We start from the raw sequence: 15,557 nt of genomic DNA on the forward strand, positions 1-15,557 counted from the left end.
GGAAGTCCTGTGCCATCAGAGCGCCTCGACGAGCACCGCGATGCCCTGGCCGCCACCGATGCAGGCGGACCCGATACCATAGCGGGCGCCGCGACGCTTCAGCTCGTACACCAGCGTGGTGGTGATGCGCGCGCCGGAAGCCCCCAGCGGGTGCCCCACGGCGATGGCGCCGCCGTTGACGTTGGTGCGCTCGCGGGGCAGCCCCAGCTCCTTCTCCACCGCCAGGTACTGCGGCGCGAAGGCCTCGTTGACCTCGAAGAGGTCGATGTCCGACAGCTGACACTGGGCGCGCTCCAGCAGCTGGCGGATGGCCGGCGCCGGGCCGATGCCCATGATTTTCGGATCGCACCCGGAGACGCCCCAGTTGACGAGCCGGCCAATGGGCTGCAGGCCGTGCTTCTTCACGAAGCTGCCGGTGGCCATCACCATGGAGCCGGCGCCGTCGCAGATGCCGCTGGCCGCGCCCGCGTGCACCACGCCGTCCTTCTTGAAGACCTTGGGCAGCTTGCGCAGGCTCTCCACCGTCGTCTCCGGGCGGTTGTGCTCGTCCCGGGACACCACCGTCTCGCCCTTCTTCGTCTTCAGCGTGACGGGGGCGATTTCATCCTGGAAGCGGCCCGCCTCCTGCGCGGCGGCGAAGCGCTTCTGGGTGAGGACGGCGTACTCGTCCACCTGCTCCTGCGTGAGCGAGTAGTCCACCGCGAGTTGCTCGGCGGTGAGCGCCATGGCCTGGCCGGTGTAGCTGTCGGTGAGGGCCGTCCACAGCATGTCCTCCAGGCTGCCCTTGCCCAGCGGCAGGCCCCAGCGGGCGCCGCGGATGACGTGGGGCGCCTGGCTCATGGACTCGGTGCCACCGGCCAGCACGACGGAGGCCTGCTCGGTGAGCATCAGCTCCGCCGCCGTGACGAAGGCCTGGAAGCCGGAGCCACACAGCCGGTTGACGCCCAGCGCGGGCACGGGGACGGGGACGCCGGTGCGCAGGCCCACGTGGCGCGGCAGGTAGATGGCATCCGCGCTGGTCTGCACCACGTTGCCGTAGACGACGTGCTGGACGTCCTCCGGAGACACCTTCGCCTGGGCCAGCGCGGCCTTCGCCGACTCCACGGCGAGGTCGGTGGCGCTGAGGTCCTTCAGGCTTCCCCCGTAGGTACCGAACGGGGTGCGCTTGCCGGACAGGAAGTAGATTTCCTCGTTCTTGGACACGCTCTTCATGGTGGTCGTCTACCTACTCTCATGGGGCGCGCGGTGCACGCGCGCCGTGACGTCGTGACGTGTGGGACGGGCGGGCCTAGGGCGCGCGCGGCCCGAAAAAGGCGCTGGCGACGATGGCAAGCGCGATGACGGTCCACAACAAACCTTGAAGGTTCTGTCTCCGGATTTCCTTGCGGCCGAGCCCCTGGTACCAGGAACGCCCGGCGGCCACCCGGCCTTCCCAGGTGAAATCCCCGGCGGGCTGCAACCCGTCCAGGCGGCGCAGGTGCGCGCGCAGCAGGCGGTCGGGCGGAGCGTCCTCCAGTGAACCCGTCAGGTAGACGCCGGGGACCTCCAGCGCAGGGCGCCGGTAGTCCGCGGTGATGACGAAGCCCCCGGAGGCCAGGGGGGTGAGGAGGTACAGCCGGGGCACGCCGCCCTGCCCCGCATGGAGCGTGGCGAAGACGCGCTCACCCGGGTGGGCCCAATCGTAGGAGCGCGTGGCGCGCTGGAGGCGCGGCTTCTCCTCGTGGCTGCCCAGCGGCACGAACCCCAGCGCCTGGAGCTGGTTGGCGCGCCCCGACAGCTCCAGGGGCAAATCCATCTGGTCCGCGGGTGCCTCGGGCTCCACCCGCACGCTGGACGGGAAGAGGAAGAGGATGCTGCGCCACAGATTCATGGACAGCAGCACGAGCGCCAGCACCAGGCCGGCGACGACGATGCCCAGTTCGGCGAGGACGTTCATGAAGGGAGGACCTCCAGGTGCATCGCCCCCCACGCCATGGGCGCGAGGAGCCGAATGAGGGAGGTCAACAAGGCGGGCCGACCGGAGACCATGGCTCCGGGACCCTAGCGGAAAGCGGCGCCCGCGTGCGCTGGCTTCAGCGCCGGGACGCGCTGGCCGGCAGCGTGCTCCAGCGCTCGACGTCCGCCAGGGTGAGCGGGTCCTCGCCGCGAAGGAACTGCTCCAGGTGCCCCAGCGAGTCCACGCCGAAGAACAGCTCGTCGTCCGCCAGGTAGGTGGGCACGCCAAAGGCCCCGGCGGCCACCGCCGCCTCGGTGTTCCGCCAGACCCGGTCCTTCACCTCCTGCGTCTGGGCCGCCGCGAGCAGCGCCTGGGCGTCCAGCCCCGCGGCCTGAATCGCCGCGCCCACGGCCTCGGGCGACTCCGCCCCCTTCCCGCCGCCCCAGGCGGAGGCATACAGGGCGCTCACCAGCCGGCTCCGGGCCTCCACGTCATCCACGGCGGCCGTCACGCGCAGCGCGAGCAGCGGATTGAAGGGATGCGTCGGCGGCGGCGCGAAGGGCACGCCGAAGTCATGGGCGATGCGGAAGGTCTGCTTGAAGATATAGCTCCGCTTGGGCACGACCTCCGCGGGACCGATGTTTCCCGTCGCGTTGAGCACCCCCGCCAGCAGCACGGGCACCGGCTCCACGGTGCGGCCATGGCGCGCGGCGAGCGCCGGCAGGCGCGTCCAGGCCAGGTAGGCATACGGCGAGATGAAATCCAGCAAGAACCGCAGTGGGGTGTGGGCCATGGCCCGAGTCTAACGCCCCACGTCCGGGCTGTGAGGACACAGTCCCGTCGACTTTCCAGCGTCACATCAGGCGCTCTGACGCAGCTCCCCGGCCCGGCGCTGGAGCGCACCCCGCAGGGAGCTGGCCAGGGCCAGCAGGCTGGAGGCCCGGGCATCCGTGAAGGCCGCCTCGGCCGCCTCCAGCGCCACCACCGACGACTCCGCGTCCCGCGCGCGCTCCGCGAGCGACAGGCGCACCAGCCCCACCTGGAGCACGTTGCCCGTCAGCTCCGCCAGCGCGAGCGCCCGGCGCAGGTGCACCAGTCCCTCCTCACCGGGCAGCAGCGCCGCCAGCGCCCGGCGGGAGAGGATTTCATCCCACGGGTTGGCCAGCACCGGGTCCGTGGCCCGCGCCAGCGCCGCCTCCGCCGCGTCCTGCGCCGCCACCAGGTTGCCCTGCTCCCGTTCGAAGCGGGACTGGTAGACGCGCAGCAGCGTCTCCATGCGGACGCCGCCCTCGCGCGCGGCGGCCAGGGCCGCGGGAAGTGACCGGCGCGCCGCACCCGCATCCTCGAAGAGCACGTCGCGGCAGGCCTGGTACACCCGCAGGTGACACTGGAGCCACCGGTCCTCCGGCAGCACCCGCGCCAGCGCCTCGGCGCGGGCCACCACCGCGGCCACGTGCTCGTGCTCGCCGCGCTCCAGGTAGTACGGCGGCGTGAAGAGGGCCAGGTTGCGCTCCATCAACCGGGGGTTGCCCAGCCGCCGCACCAGCTCCGTCTTCTCCGTGAAGGCCGGGACGAACGCCGCGCCGTCGCCCGTGAAGGCCGCGCGCGTCACCACCGAGAACAGATGGAAGCCGCGCACGTCCGTGAACCCCTGGGCCTCCGCCACGGCGTACCCGTCGCGGAGCGCCTGCGCGTCCAGCGGCTCGCCGCGCAGCGCCAGGTTCATGTTCATCGTGAAGCCGCCCATGCCCAGCGCCCACGCCAGGCGCTTGGGCAGACGGCCCATCACCTCGCACAGCCCGCGAAGCCGCTTCAGTTGCTCGTACTGCGTCTCCAGCACGCCGGCGAAGCGGCCCGTGTAGGCACACAACTGAGCGGGCGCCAGCTGCGTCGCGGCGCGATAGGGCGACACCTCCGGCTGCTCGGCCCGCACGCGCTCCAGCAGCGCCGCCAACTCGTCCGTGCGCCCCACGCTGGCCAGCGCCATGGCCTGGAGGATGCGCAGCTCGGCCTGCTTCCAGAAGACGTCCGAGGAGCTGGCGAACGCATCCGCCTCGCGCTCGCGGAACAGCGCCTTCAGGCGCGCGGGACGCTCTGCTTCGGGCGCGGCGCACGCGGCCTCCAGCGCGGCCACCGCCTGCGTCCGCCCGTCCACCAGGTCCACCGTGGAGGCCCAGTGGTCGCTCAGCTTCCGCGCGAAGACGAGCGAGGTGGGCGGGTCGCTCGAATAGCCCACCTCCACCATCGTCACCCAGATGCGCAGCAGCAGCCTGTCACGGCCCGGGAAGTCCGGCGCGGCCTCCAGCAGCATCGCCGCTTCCTTCAGCAGCAGCGTGGCCTCCAGCAGCGCCTGCGCCTCGATGGCGGCCCGGCCCGCGTCCAGCAGCGGGCCAATGGCCAGCTCCGGCTCCGACGAGCGCAGGTAGTGCCACCCCACCGTGCGAGACAGCTCCGGCCGCGACGAGTGCAGCGTCTGGAGCGCCAGCGCCACGCGGCCGTGCGCCACGCGCCGCGCCTCCTCGGGCGTGCTGTCGTAGACGGCCTGGTGCACGGTGTCGTGCGTGAAGACGTAGCGGCCCTCCACCTCCTGGAGGAACTGCCGCTCCACGATGCCGTCCAGCACCGCGAACAGCTCGGACTCGGGCAGCTCCGCCAGCGCGCGGAGCATGGGCAGCTCCAGGCTGCGGCCCGCGGGCGCCAGCTGGCGCAGCAGCGACACCTGCTCCGCGGGAGCACTGCCCAGACGCGCGAGCACCGCGTCGTGGATGCTGGCGGGCAGCGGCCGTGTGTCCAGTCCCTCGACGGCGTTCCACCGGCCGCCCACCCGCGTCAGCGCGCCTTCCTCCACCAGCGCGCGCAGGCACTCGGTGGCGAAGAAGGCGTTGCCGCCCGTGGTCTCATGCAACCGCGTGACGAAGGCCTCGGGCACGGCCAGCCCCGGCAGCGCCAGCTCCACCAGCGTGCGCACGTGCTCGGCGGCCAGCGGCTCCAGGTCCATGCGGGTGGTGATTTTCTCGTCCACCGTCTGGAAGGCCAGGCTCAGGCGGCTCAGCTCGCCGTTCCGGAACGTGCCCACCACCATGCCACGCGTGCCGTACAGCGCGCGGATGAGGACGTTGAGCACCTCCAGCGTGGCGCTGTCGGCCCACTGCAGGTCCTCGAAGCACAGCACCAGCGTCATCCGCCGGCCCAGCGCCTGCACCCACTCCGCCAGCGCGCCGAAGAAGGCCAGCTTCTCCTCGCCCGCCACCGGGCGCACTTCGCCCGCGTCCGGCGTCAGGCCCGGGAGCAGCTGCCGCAGCTTCGGCCCGAGGCGCTCCATCATCTCCGCGGGCGTGAGCGGCACCAGACACCGCACCGCCTGGACGATGGGCGTCAGCGGTGCCTGCCCCTCCGCGCGGCACTGGCCCCGCCCGAAGGGCAGCTCCGCCAGCTTCGCCTGGAGTTCGAACTCCTGGAGCAGCCGCGTCTTGCCCACGCCCGCGGGCGCGCCGATGAGCACCGCGCGGGACTGGCCCCAGTCCGCCTCGGCCAGGCCGTTCATCAGCGCTTCCAGCTCCGCGGCGCGGCCCACCACTTCCGGCACGTGCAGGTAGCTGGCGCGCGCCGACAGCGGCTCCTCCGGCATCGGCTCGCCGCTGGCGTGGCAGAGCGCCTCCATCAGCTCGCTGGCGTCCTGGAAGCGCTCGCGCGGATCCTTCGCCAACAGCAGGAGGATGATCTCCTCCAGCTGCGGATCCACCGGGCAAATCGTGGACGGCTTCGGCGGCGGCCGCGTCAGGTGGTCCGCCAGGAGCGCCGCCGGGGTGTTGCGCTTGAAGGGCAGCCGACGCGTGACCAGGTAGTAGGCCATGACGCCCAGCGAATAGAGGTCCGCGCGCCCGTCGATGCTCGCGCCGCGCTGCCACTCTGGCGCCAGGTACTCCAGCGTGCCCTTGAGGCGGCCGGGGCTGGGTGTGCCCAGTTGGTGCATGACGCCGAAGTCCATCAGCTTCACCGCGCCCGCGCTGGTGATGCGGATGTTGCTGGCCTTGATGTCGCAGTGCACGTACAGCCGCGAGTGCAGGAAGGCCAGGACCTGGGACATCTGGATGAGCACGCGGTACAGCGTGCGCGTGTCCAGCGGCGACTCACGCCCCAGCGAGCTCAGGTCCTGCCCGTCCACCACCTCCATGGTGATGAAGCGGTTGCCGGCCTCCGTCATGCCCCAGTCGAAGACCTTGAGCGTGCCGGGGTGCTGGAGCTTCTTCATGGCGAAGAACTCGTGCCGGAACATCAGCACCAGCTCCTCCGTCTTGCCCGCCGTCAGGCCCGCGGGGACCTGCATCTCCTTGAGCGCCACCCGGCGGTGCTCGTGCAGGTCCGTGGCCAGCCAGATGCGGCCCATGCCGCCTTCGCCCAGCAGCCCTTCCACCCGATAGCGCCCCGTCACCACCATGCCCACGGCCAACGAGCGGCGCTCCCCGGCGCGCGCTCCCGGCAGGGTGATGGGCGTGCGGATGCGGTCCCCCCACGAACTTGGAGGACGGCTGCGCTCGTCCAGGACTGCTGTCTTCTCCTCGTCGCTCACGAAGGGGAACCGGCGGGGTCAGCGAAATGCAGAAGTTAATGGGATATCACGTTTCCTTGCGGCAGGCACACATCATCAGTGCCGTGTCGGCGTTGAGTGTCGCACCGCGCGTGCCGTCCCAGGCGACAAGCACCTGACAACACGGGCCCCGGCTGGACGGCTGCCCAGCAGCCCTGCCCGAAGCCCTGGACGCGTGGGTGCACATCCTCCCTCGGAAGGCGCCGGCCGGATGAGCGGGCCACGAGGGTGACGGATGAGCAACGCGGGCTGGAGGGCGTGGCTGGGGGCGGGCGTGGGGGCGTTGCTGCTGACGGCATGCCACACGTCGGAGGAGGAGACACCGCCGGACCTCGACGACGTGGCGGCGGCGACGGTGACGCTGGAGCCGGGCCACTGGGCGTGGTGGTGGAAGACGGCCGGCACGTCCTCACCGCCGCGCACTGCCTCCGGAATGAGGACACGGGGGTGCCCTTGTCCTTCCTGGACGGACGCCGGATGGACGGCAGCGCCGTGCACGTGGACCGGGGCCGGGACATCGCCATCCTCCGCCTGGACGCGCCGGCGCCGGTGCGCCCGCTGGACGTCGCCCAGGCCCTGCCCGCTCCGGGCGAGCCGCTGGTGTTCGCGGGCCGCAATGACCGTCCCGACGAGCATCAGCAGGCCGTGCTGGAGCGGCTGGGCCCCTGCCCTTCGCTTCCCGAGGTGCCCGCCGCGCTCTTCACCACCATCCGGGGCCGGCCGGGAGATTCCGGCGCGCCGTTGGTGGACGCGCGCATGCGGGTGGTGGGGCTGGTCCACGGCGGGGCCGCCTGCCGCATCGCCGCGCCCACCGCGGGGCTCGCGGAGGTGGTGGCGCAGCTGTCGCGAAGGGGGCCGGCCCTGGCGCGGCAGGCGCCGCCTCCGCCTCGCTAGGCGGCCCTCCCGTCAGTGGGCCCTGGCGTCGTTGCCCCAGGGGCCGCCCGCTCCGAACTTGAAACTCGAGGCGAACGGGGCGGACCCCTCACGCTCGCCCTACCCACGGAGACGGCACCATGGCTGGCAAGAAGGACAAGGGGCCCCAGGACGCGCGGCCCAGGGACATTGGCGATGACCAGCAGGCGGGCTTCCACGCCGGGGAGAATTTCCAACCGCGCAACCGCGGGCAGGTGGCGGACGCGCAGGACCGTGGCGCGGCGGACGCCTCCCGGCACCTCGCCCACGAGCACGGCGACGCGGCGCCCCACGCCGACACACCGTGGGAGGCGCGCGTGGAGCGCGGCGAGGAGTGGACATCCCAAGATGTCCCGGAGAGGGAGGCACGAGGCGACGAGGAGCCGGACTCCGCCGTCTCACGTCAGGGCCTCGTGAGCCCCCCTCCCGAGGAGTAGGCGCCGCGCCACGCACCCCACGGACCCCAGGGGTGCTGGGCACCCCCTCTTGCCCCGGCTGGCGCGTGGGGTGATGCTGGGCCTTTCGCCGGGGGAGAGCGTGTGCACCGGGCACCGCCGGGCGGCTGCCTCCCTGAGAGTCGGGGTGTCGTGAAGCCGAAGGTCCTCATCGTCGAGAATTCGTGGACGATGCGGGAGACGCTCCGTCTCCTGCTCTCCGGCGAGTTTGACTGCACCACGGCGGCCGACGGCGAGTCGGGGCTTCAGCAGGCCCTGGCGCACCCGCCTAATGTGCTCATCTCCGATGTGAACATGGACGGAATGGACGGCTACGCGCTCTGTGGCCACTTCCGCTCCGAGCCCACGCTCAAGCACATCCCCGTCGTCTTCGTCAGCGGCTATGCGCCTCGCACGGAAGGGCCCGCGGACCAGCCCGTCCCGGACGCGTACCTGGTCAAGCCGGTGAAGCCGCCCGTGCTCATCGCCCAGATTCACGCGCTGCTGGCTCGCGCGGAGGCCGTCACCCCGGCCGCGCCCACCATCCAGCCCGCGTGGAAGAGCTGAGGCCGCCCACCCCGAAGCACCCGGCACGGCGCGTCGCGAGTGAGAAGACGGGCGCCGGCCACGCTGGCGCGCGGGACGGTCGCATGGCGCCCGGGCGTTGCCACCAACGAACGGGTGACACGCGGGGTGGTCCGGTGACGATTCGACTCAAGCGGGCGTACGAAGCAGCAAGCCGCACGGATGGGCGGCGCTTCCTGGTGGAACGGCTGTGGCCGCGAGGCGTACGGAAGACAGCGCTTCCCATCGAAGCCTGGCTGAAGGACGCGGCCCCCAGCACCGAGCTGCGGAAGTGGTTTGCACACGACCCCGACCGCTGGTCCGAGTTCTGCCGAAGATACACCGCCGAGCTCGCGGCGAATCCCGCGGCATGGCAGCCCCTGCTCGAGGCCGCGCGCCACGGCACGGTGACGCTCGTCTACAGCGCCCATGACACCGAGCACAACAACGCGGCGGCCCTCCAACAATTCCTCGAAGAGGCGTCCGGCGGCGCCGCTCCGAAGAAGCCTCCATGCGCCTCGCGGCGAGGCCGGGGCCGCTCGACGCGACACACCTAACGTGCCGCCAAAGGAAAGCGCGCCGTGGCTCAACTCCCCCGGTACGTGGAGTAGCCGAAGGGGCTCAGCAGCAGCGGGACGTGGTAGTGCTCGTCTGGCGCCGTGAGTTCGAACACCACCGTCACCGACGGGTAGAAGCCGCGCACGCCGAGCGCCCGGAAGTACGCCCCGGTGTCGAAGGCCATCCGGTAGACGCCCGGCTCCACGCGCGCCCCCTGGGGCAGGAAGTCGCGCACGCGGCCGTCCTCATTGGTGACGCCGCGAGCCAGCTGCTTCCATTCGCCCGAGTCGCCTTGCAGCTCCAGGGTGATGGGAACACCGGACGCCGGCCGGCCCCGGTGCGTGTCGAGGACGTGAGTGGACAGGGTGCTCATGGCGCCAGCAGCTTCTCCAGTCGGATGCGGGTGATTTTCGCCTGCTCACCGGCCGCGATGCGCAGCTCCTCGTCCGGTGCGTTGTCCAGCCGCTCGCGCAAGAGCTCCAGCATCTCCGCCGCGCTCTTGCCCGTGGCGCACACCAGGAAGATGAAACCGAAGCGTTGCTCGTAGGCGGCATTGCCCTCCGCCAGCGCTTGCAGCACCGCCTCGTCCGCGCCCTGCACCCCACCCTGCTCCTGTGAGGACCACGAGGCGGTGGACGCGAACTTCGCGCGCAACTGGGACACGTCACCGATGCGCGGATGATGCGTCATGGCCTCGCGCCAGTCGTCCGGCCCCGTCTGCTTCCAGAGCCACGCCGACTCCGAGAACAGGTGCTCCGCGTCGCGGAAGGGCCGCGAGCGAACCATGCCGTCCGCCCAGCGGGACGCGCCACAGCAGCGCATCAGCTCCGCGCGCGCCTCCGACGGCAACAGCGAGTTGAGTCGAGTCAGTCCGCTGCTCATGCTGGCCGCCCGTGGACCCGCAGCCGGCTGACGCCGCCGTCGGGATAGATTTTCAGGCGCACGTGGGTGAAGGGCCCCTTCGCCGCCAGCTCGGACTCGTAGAAGTGGCGGTGGTGCGCTTGGAGCTTCGTGCGCGGCAGCAGCTCCGTCCACGCGATGTCATGCGCGTTGGCGAAGTCCACCACCGGCTCGCGCAGGTAGCAGCCTTCGATGGAGCACGTGTCCGGGTAGTTGCCCTTGAAGAAGGCCGTATCCACCTCCACGCGCTGCACGGTGCCCGGGACGGCGAGCTTCACCACAATCCAGTCGAAGCCCGGCAGCACGCGCTTGCGCCGCGTCTCCCAGCCCTCGCCCATGTTGGCGGCGCGCCCCGGGAGGATGAGGTTGTCCTTGGGGCCGAAGAAGGAGTCATTGCACGCCACCACCGTGCCGCCATTCTCCGCCGCCGCCAGGTCCACCGCACCGCCGGCGTGGGACAGGCGCTCGAAGTCCGGCCGCACCTCGCCATGGACGCGGAAGCGGGCCACGCCGCCATCCGGGAAGATGTTGAGCCGCAGGTGCGTCCAGCGCTTGTCGCTGGCGATGGGGAACAGGTTGCGCGTGCCGCCCTGCAGCTTGAGCTGCGGGAGGATGGGCGTCCAGGTGGCCTCGGCCAGGGCCTCGGGCGTGGGCGAGCCCTCCACCTCCAGCGCATCCACCGAGGCGTACTCGGGGAAGTTGCCGAGGAAGTGGTTGGTGTCGATGTCCACGCCGCGCACCACGCCCGGCAGGCCGAGCTTGAGGATGCACCAGTCATGGCCCGGCACGCGCTTGCGGCGCGACTCCCAGCCGTCCATCCACTTGCCATTCTCGGTGAACTTGCCGGGGATGAAGACGCCCCGGCCGGGCTTCAGCAGGTTCTCCTTCCCCGCGAAGAACTCATCGCTGGCCAGCAGCGCCTGACCGCCCACGTTCTCCGCGGCCAGGTCGATGAATTCCGTGAAGGCAATCCGCAGCTTTCCCTCTTCGGGTGCGTGCATGGTGTGTGTCTCCCAAGTGCTTCAAGCAGCGGCGCGCGTCCCCACGGGGCGGCGCACCCAGAGTCCCGACGGGCGCGGCATCGGCTGGCCGCGCTCGAAAACCTTCGTCCCTCGCAGGAACGTCATCTCCACCACGCCCGTCAACGTCCGGCCCGCGTACGGTGTTATCGGATGACGGTGTAGCAGGCGCTGTGGCTCCACGGCGAATGAAGCGTCCGGGTCGAACACCACCAGGTCCGCGTCCGCGCCGGGCGCCAGCGTCCCCTTGATACCCGCGAGGCCCACCAGCCGCGCGGGAGCTTCGCACATCCAGCGCACCAGCGACTCCAGCCCCAGGCCGCGCCGCTTCGCCTCTGTCCACACCGCCGGCAGGCTGAGCTGCAACGACGCGATGCCGCCCCAGGCCGCGCCGAAGTCGCCGCGCTCCAGGTGCTTCAGCGCGGGCGTGCACGGCGAGTGGTCCGACACCACCAGCTCGATGTCCCCCTGCGCCAGCCCGGCCCACAGCCGCTCGCGGTTCTCCGCCTCGCGGATGGGTGGCGCGCACTTGAAGTGAGTAGCGCCGTCCTCAATCTCCTCCGCCGTGAAGCTCAGGTAGTGCGGGCACGTCTCCACCGACACATCCAGGCCCTCGCGCCGGGCCTCGCGCAGCACGGGCAGCGCCTCCGCGGAGGACAGGTGGACGATGTGCACGCGGCAGCGGTGCGCGCGCGCCAGCCCCACCATCATCCGGATGGCCTCGTTCTCCCAGCGCTTCGGACGGGACTCCAGGTAGCCGCGATACGTGCGCGCGTCCCCACCGGCGACCAGCCCCTCCACCGGGGACTCCAGCTCCGCGTGGACGATGAGCGGGACACCCCGGCGCGCGAGGATGGGCATCGCCACATCCAGCACCTCGCGCGTCGCATGCGGGAACTCGTCCACACCGGAGGGGCACAGGAAGCACTTGAAGCCGGAGATGCCCGCGTCGATGAGCGCCTCCAACTCCCCCGCGTTGCCCGGGATGACGCCGCCCCAGAAGGCGTGGTCCACCTGACAACGGCCCTGGGCCGCCTCGGCCTTCAGCTTCAGCGCCGCCAGCGTGGTGGTGGGTGGCAGCGAGTTGAGCGGCATGTCCACCACCGTGGTGATGCCTCCCGCCGCCGCCGCGCGTGTGGCCGTCTCGAAGCCCTCCCATTCCGTGCGGCCGGGCTCGTTGATGTGCGCGTGGCTGTCCACCACACCTGGCATCACCACCTTGTCGCCCACGTCCACCACTGGCAGTCCGGAGGGAGTCTCCGCGTGAGACACCACCGCGGCCACCTTGCCGCCACGCACCACGACCGCCGCCTCGCGCACGCCTTCGCCCGTGACCACGCGCCGGCCGCGCACCACGAACTGCTCTCCACTCATGGCTCGAATTCCTTCTCGTCGTAACCCGCAAGGGACTCGAAGAACGCGTCCCGGTCATCCACGTAGAGCTGCCGCGTCACCCCGGACACGAGCCGGGGCAGGCCGTACTTCATGCCGGAGATGCTCGCGCCCCCGAAGCCCAGCGAGAGCAGGCAGCCAAAGGTGAAGTTGAAGATGCCCTGGAGCCATGGCGCCTGCCCCGGTTGCTTCTCCTGAAGCTCGAAGTGCGCGCCCAGGTACGGGTGCCGCAGCAGGTCCGCGTGCGACTGCCCCTCGGGCGGCGTGTACCGGTCCTTCCACAGGGCGATGTCGCCGTGGAGGCCCGCCAGTTCCGGACGCAGCGACAGGTCCGTCACCGTGCCACTTCCGATGATGAGCTTGTCGAACACGAACTGCCCATGAGGCGTGGTGACGCGCGCCTGTCCGCCCACCTCTTCCGCGCCGAGCCAGGGACTGCCGCCGTGCAGGTGGAACTGGGGAAAGGCACGCGCCCGGCTGAAAGTGTCCGACGGTGGCAACTGCCCCATCTCGATGATGCGGTGGATGAAACGCCAGCGGTCCGCGTCCGGCAGGTCCGCGTGGTGCTTGAGAAAGCCCACGAACTCCGCCCAGCGGTAGGGATTCACGTTGGGCAGCGTCTTGCGCCGGTAGAAGAGGTGGACCTCGGCCGCGCCGTGCTCCAGCGCAACGGAGGCATTGTCGAACGCGGAGGCCCCGGCGCCGAGCACCCCCACGCGCTTGCCACGCAGGGCCTCGAAGTCGATGGCGTCGCGCGTGTGGGCGTACAGCTCGCGCCGCAGCCCGGCCACCACGGACGGCACCTCCCAGCAACCGGAGCCGTCAATGCCCATGGCCAGCACCACCTTGCGCGCATGCGCCATGTCCGTGGTGCCCTTGCGCGTGTCGACGAGTGGAACGGAGAAGCAGCCCTCCTCCGCGCCCCAGGCGATGGCCCCCGCGCGCGTGCCACACCGCACGGGGATGGCGAGCGTGCGGCGATACCAGTCGAGGTAGTCCGCCCACAGCTCCTTGGGGATTCGGACCATCGCCTCCCACGAACCTTCGCCGTGCTGCGCCTCGTACCAGGACTGGAAGCAGAGGTTGGGCAGGTTGTGGTCCGGGCCCGTCAGGTGCTTGGGTGTCCGCAGCGTGTGCATGCGGGCGAAGGTCTTCCACGGTCCGGCGAGGCCCTGCTCGCAGTCATCCACCACGAGCAGGTTCGTGACGCGCTCACGCATCAGCCCGAAGGCGGCGGTGAGCCCGCTCTGCCCACCACCGATGACGAGCACGTCCAACACGGTCCGTCCGTCCCGCGTACGGCGCGGCAGCACCCACGGTCTGCGTGGGTACTCCAACTGCTCCAGGTCCTTCCGGATTCGAGTTTCCAGCGCGGCGAGAGCAGAGGCGGAAGGCAGCTCGGCGGGGCTCGAGGGGACGCGCATGGGCCTCATCGTACCCGCGCACCGCGTCAGTGAGCCAAGACGCCCCGGAATGACAGGGAATTGTCCAAAACCTCAAAGGTTCATTGGAGATTACGCCACCTTCAACGCTTCCCCCACTGGGCTGCTTGGCTATGCTGCGCGCCCTTCGTTTCCGCCCGAGGTGAATCCGCGTGATCAACGCCAATACCCGCGTCCCGCCGCCGAAGAACGAGCCTGTCCTCTCCTATGCGCCCGGCACGACCGAGCGCCGGGAGGTGCAGGCCGAGCTGAAGCGCATGGCCGGTGAGCAGATCGACATCCCCGTCATCATCGGCGGCAAGCACATCCGCACCGGCAAGACGGACACCGTGCGCATGCCGCACAACCACTCGCACGTGCTGGCCACGCTGCACGAGGCGGATGCCAGCCACGCGGAGCAGGCCATCCAGGCCGCCCTGGCCGTCAAGGACGACTGGGCTCGCATGCCCTTCCAGTCGCGCGCCGCCATCTTCCTGCGCGCCGCGGAGCTGCTGGCCTCGCGCTACCGCCCCATCCTCAATGCCGCCACCATGCTGGGGCAGTCCAAGACGGCCCACCAGGCGGAGATTGACGCGACGTGCGAGGCCGTGGACTTCCTGCGCTACAACGTCCACTTCGCCGAGCAGATTCTCGGCTGGCAGCCGGAGGCCGCGCACCAGACGTGGAACATGACGGACTACCGTCCGCTGGACGGCTTCGTCTTCGCGGTGGCGCCGTTCAACTTCACGGCCATTGCCCTCAACCTGGCCACCGCGCCAGCCATCATGGGCAACGTGGTGCTCTTCAAGCCGTCGTCCACCGCGGCCCTGAGCGCCTGGTACATCATGGAGCTGCTGCGCGAGGCGGGCCTGCCCGACGGCGTCATCAACATGCTCCCGGGTGACGGCCCCACGGTGGGCAACCCGGTGCTGGCCAGCCCGCACCTGGGCGGCATCCACTTCACCGGCTCCACGCCGACGTTCAACGCCATGTGGCGCACGGTGGGAGAGAACATCTCCCGCTACAAGCAGTACCCCCGCATCGTCGGCGAGACGGGCGGCAAGGACTTCATCGTCGCCCACCCGTCCGCGGCGGACGACCTGGAGGCGCTCGCGGTGGCCATCGTCCGCGGCGGCTTCGAGTACCAGGGCCAGAAGTGCTCCGCGGCCAGCCGCGTCTTCATCCCCGAATCCCTGTGGCCCAAGCTGAAGCCGCGCCTCCAGGCACTCATCAGCGAGGTTCGCATGGGCGACGTGTCGGACTTCCGCAACTTCATGGGCGCCGTCATCGACGAGAAGTCCTTCAAGAAGGTCTCCTCGTACATCGACCTGGCCAAGAGCGACAGCGGGGCCAGCATCGTGGCCGGTGGTGACGTGGACCGGAAGCAGGGCTGGTTCGTGAAGCCCACGCTGGTGCAGCTCGACAGCCCCACCCACCGAATCCTCCGCGAGGAGATCTTCGCGCCGCTGGTGGGCCTGCACGTCTACCCGGATGCGAAGTACGAGGAGACGCTGCGTGAGGTCGACCAGGCCGCGTCCTACGCCCTCACCGGCGCGGTGTTCGCGCGCGACCGGAAGGCCATCGACACGGCGCTGCGCGAGCTGCGCCACGCGGCGGGCAACTTCTACATCAACGACAAGCCCACCGGCGCTGTCGTGGGCCAGCAGCCCTTCGGCGGTGGCCGCGCGTCCGGCACCAACGACAAGGCGGGCTCGGCGCTCAACCTGGTGCGGTGGACCAGCCCCCGCACCATCAAGGAGACCTTCGTCCCGCCCGTGAAGGTGCCCTACCCCTTCATGGACAACGACCCGAACGAAGGCGCCATCTGAGACA

At 70.7% G+C, this 15,557-nt stretch carries 14 protein-coding genes; 5 read left to right on the top strand and 9 right to left on the bottom strand.

Annotation, left to right across the window (positions count from 1 at the left end):
• Positions 1–15: 15 nt before the first annotated feature.
• The 4 genes from OZ403_RS30925 to OZ403_RS30940 form a co-directional block, all read right to left on the bottom strand.
• Positions 16–1,212 (bottom strand): acetyl-CoA C-acetyltransferase, encoded by a 1,197-nt coding sequence (locus tag OZ403_RS30925; RefSeq protein ID WP_140794878.1) that lies wholly within the window; start codon positions 1,210–1,212, stop codon positions 16–18.
• Positions 1,213–1,288: 76 nt separating this feature from the next.
• Positions 1,289–1,936, bottom strand: coding sequence for a hypothetical protein (locus OZ403_RS30930; RefSeq protein ID WP_140794879.1), 648 nt, complete (start codon positions 1,934–1,936; stop codon positions 1,289–1,291).
• A 136-nt stretch (positions 1,937–2,072) separates the two neighbouring features.
• Positions 2,073–2,729 carry a 2-hydroxychromene-2-carboxylate isomerase gene (locus OZ403_RS30935; protein ID WP_268782446.1) on the bottom strand — a complete coding sequence of 219 codons (657 nt, stop codon included), beginning with the start codon at positions 2,727–2,729 and terminating at the stop codon, positions 2,073–2,075.
• Positions 2,730–2,795: 66 nt separating this feature from the next.
• Positions 2,796–6,380: a protein kinase domain-containing protein gene (locus OZ403_RS30940; protein WP_268784916.1), complete on the bottom strand. Its 3,585-nt coding sequence runs from the start codon at positions 6,378–6,380 to the stop codon at positions 2,796–2,798.
• Between the two features lie 441 nt (positions 6,381–6,821).
• Between OZ403_RS30940 and OZ403_RS30945 the strand changes: the two genes are divergently transcribed.
• The 4 genes from OZ403_RS30945 (at position 6,822) to OZ403_RS30960 (ending at position 8,991) form a co-directional block, all read left to right on the top strand.
• Positions 6,822–7,418, top strand: a complete 597-nt coding sequence (locus OZ403_RS30945) for a S1 family peptidase (RefSeq protein WP_268782447.1) — start codon at positions 6,822–6,824, stop codon at positions 7,416–7,418.
• A gap of 119 nt (positions 7,419–7,537) precedes the next feature.
• Positions 7,538–7,873, top strand: coding sequence for a hypothetical protein (locus OZ403_RS30950; protein ID WP_228565456.1), 336 nt, complete (start codon positions 7,538–7,540; stop codon positions 7,871–7,873).
• A gap of 150 nt (positions 7,874–8,023) precedes the next feature.
• Positions 8,024–8,437: a response regulator gene (locus tag OZ403_RS30955; protein WP_174258935.1), complete on the top strand. Its 414-nt coding sequence runs from the start codon at positions 8,024–8,026 to the stop codon at positions 8,435–8,437.
• A gap of 134 nt (positions 8,438–8,571) precedes the next feature.
• Positions 8,572–8,991, top strand: a complete 420-nt coding sequence (locus OZ403_RS30960; RefSeq protein WP_140799747.1) for a DUF488 domain-containing protein — start codon at positions 8,572–8,574, stop codon at positions 8,989–8,991.
• A gap of 29 nt (positions 8,992–9,020) precedes the next feature.
• Here the strand turns inward: OZ403_RS30960 and uraH are convergent, their stop codons facing one another.
• From uraH to OZ403_RS30985, 5 genes are read right to left on the bottom strand one after another with little or no spacing between them, the layout of a single operon-like run.
• Positions 9,021–9,365, bottom strand: coding sequence for a hydroxyisourate hydrolase (uraH, locus tag OZ403_RS30965; protein ID WP_140794884.1), 345 nt, complete (start codon positions 9,363–9,365; stop codon positions 9,021–9,023).
• Positions 9,362–9,874, bottom strand: a complete 513-nt coding sequence (uraD, locus tag OZ403_RS30970) for a 2-oxo-4-hydroxy-4-carboxy-5-ureidoimidazoline decarboxylase (protein ID WP_140794885.1) — start codon at positions 9,872–9,874, stop codon at positions 9,362–9,364. Before uraD ends, uraH begins: the two co-directional genes overlap by 4 nt.
• Positions 9,871–10,893 (bottom strand): allantoicase, encoded by a 1,023-nt coding sequence (gene alc, locus OZ403_RS30975; RefSeq protein ID WP_140794886.1) that lies wholly within the window; start codon positions 10,891–10,893, stop codon positions 9,871–9,873. The genes uraD and alc overlap by 4 nt, the downstream gene beginning before the upstream one ends.
• A gap of 21 nt (positions 10,894–10,914) precedes the next feature.
• On the bottom strand, positions 10,915–12,285 hold the full coding sequence (gene allB, locus OZ403_RS30980) for an allantoinase AllB (protein WP_268782448.1): 1,371 nt from the start codon (positions 12,283–12,285) through the stop codon (positions 10,915–10,917).
• Entirely contained in the window at positions 12,282–13,727 is a 1,446-nt protein-coding gene (locus OZ403_RS30985) for an FAD/NAD(P)-binding protein (RefSeq protein ID WP_268782449.1), read from the bottom strand. Before OZ403_RS30985 ends, allB begins: the two co-directional genes overlap by 4 nt.
• Positions 13,728–13,897: 170 nt before the next feature.
• Here OZ403_RS30985 and pruA point away from each other — a divergent pair, with 170 nt between their 5' ends.
• Positions 13,898–15,553: an L-glutamate gamma-semialdehyde dehydrogenase gene (gene pruA, locus OZ403_RS30990; protein ID WP_140794889.1), complete on the top strand. Its 1,656-nt coding sequence runs from the start codon at positions 13,898–13,900 to the stop codon at positions 15,551–15,553.
• Positions 15,554–15,557 lie beyond the last annotated feature (4 nt).

Source organism: Myxococcus sp. NMCA1 (assembly GCF_026810205.1).
Classification (GTDB): domain Bacteria; phylum Myxococcota; class Myxococcia; order Myxococcales; family Myxococcaceae; genus Myxococcus; species Myxococcus xanthus_A.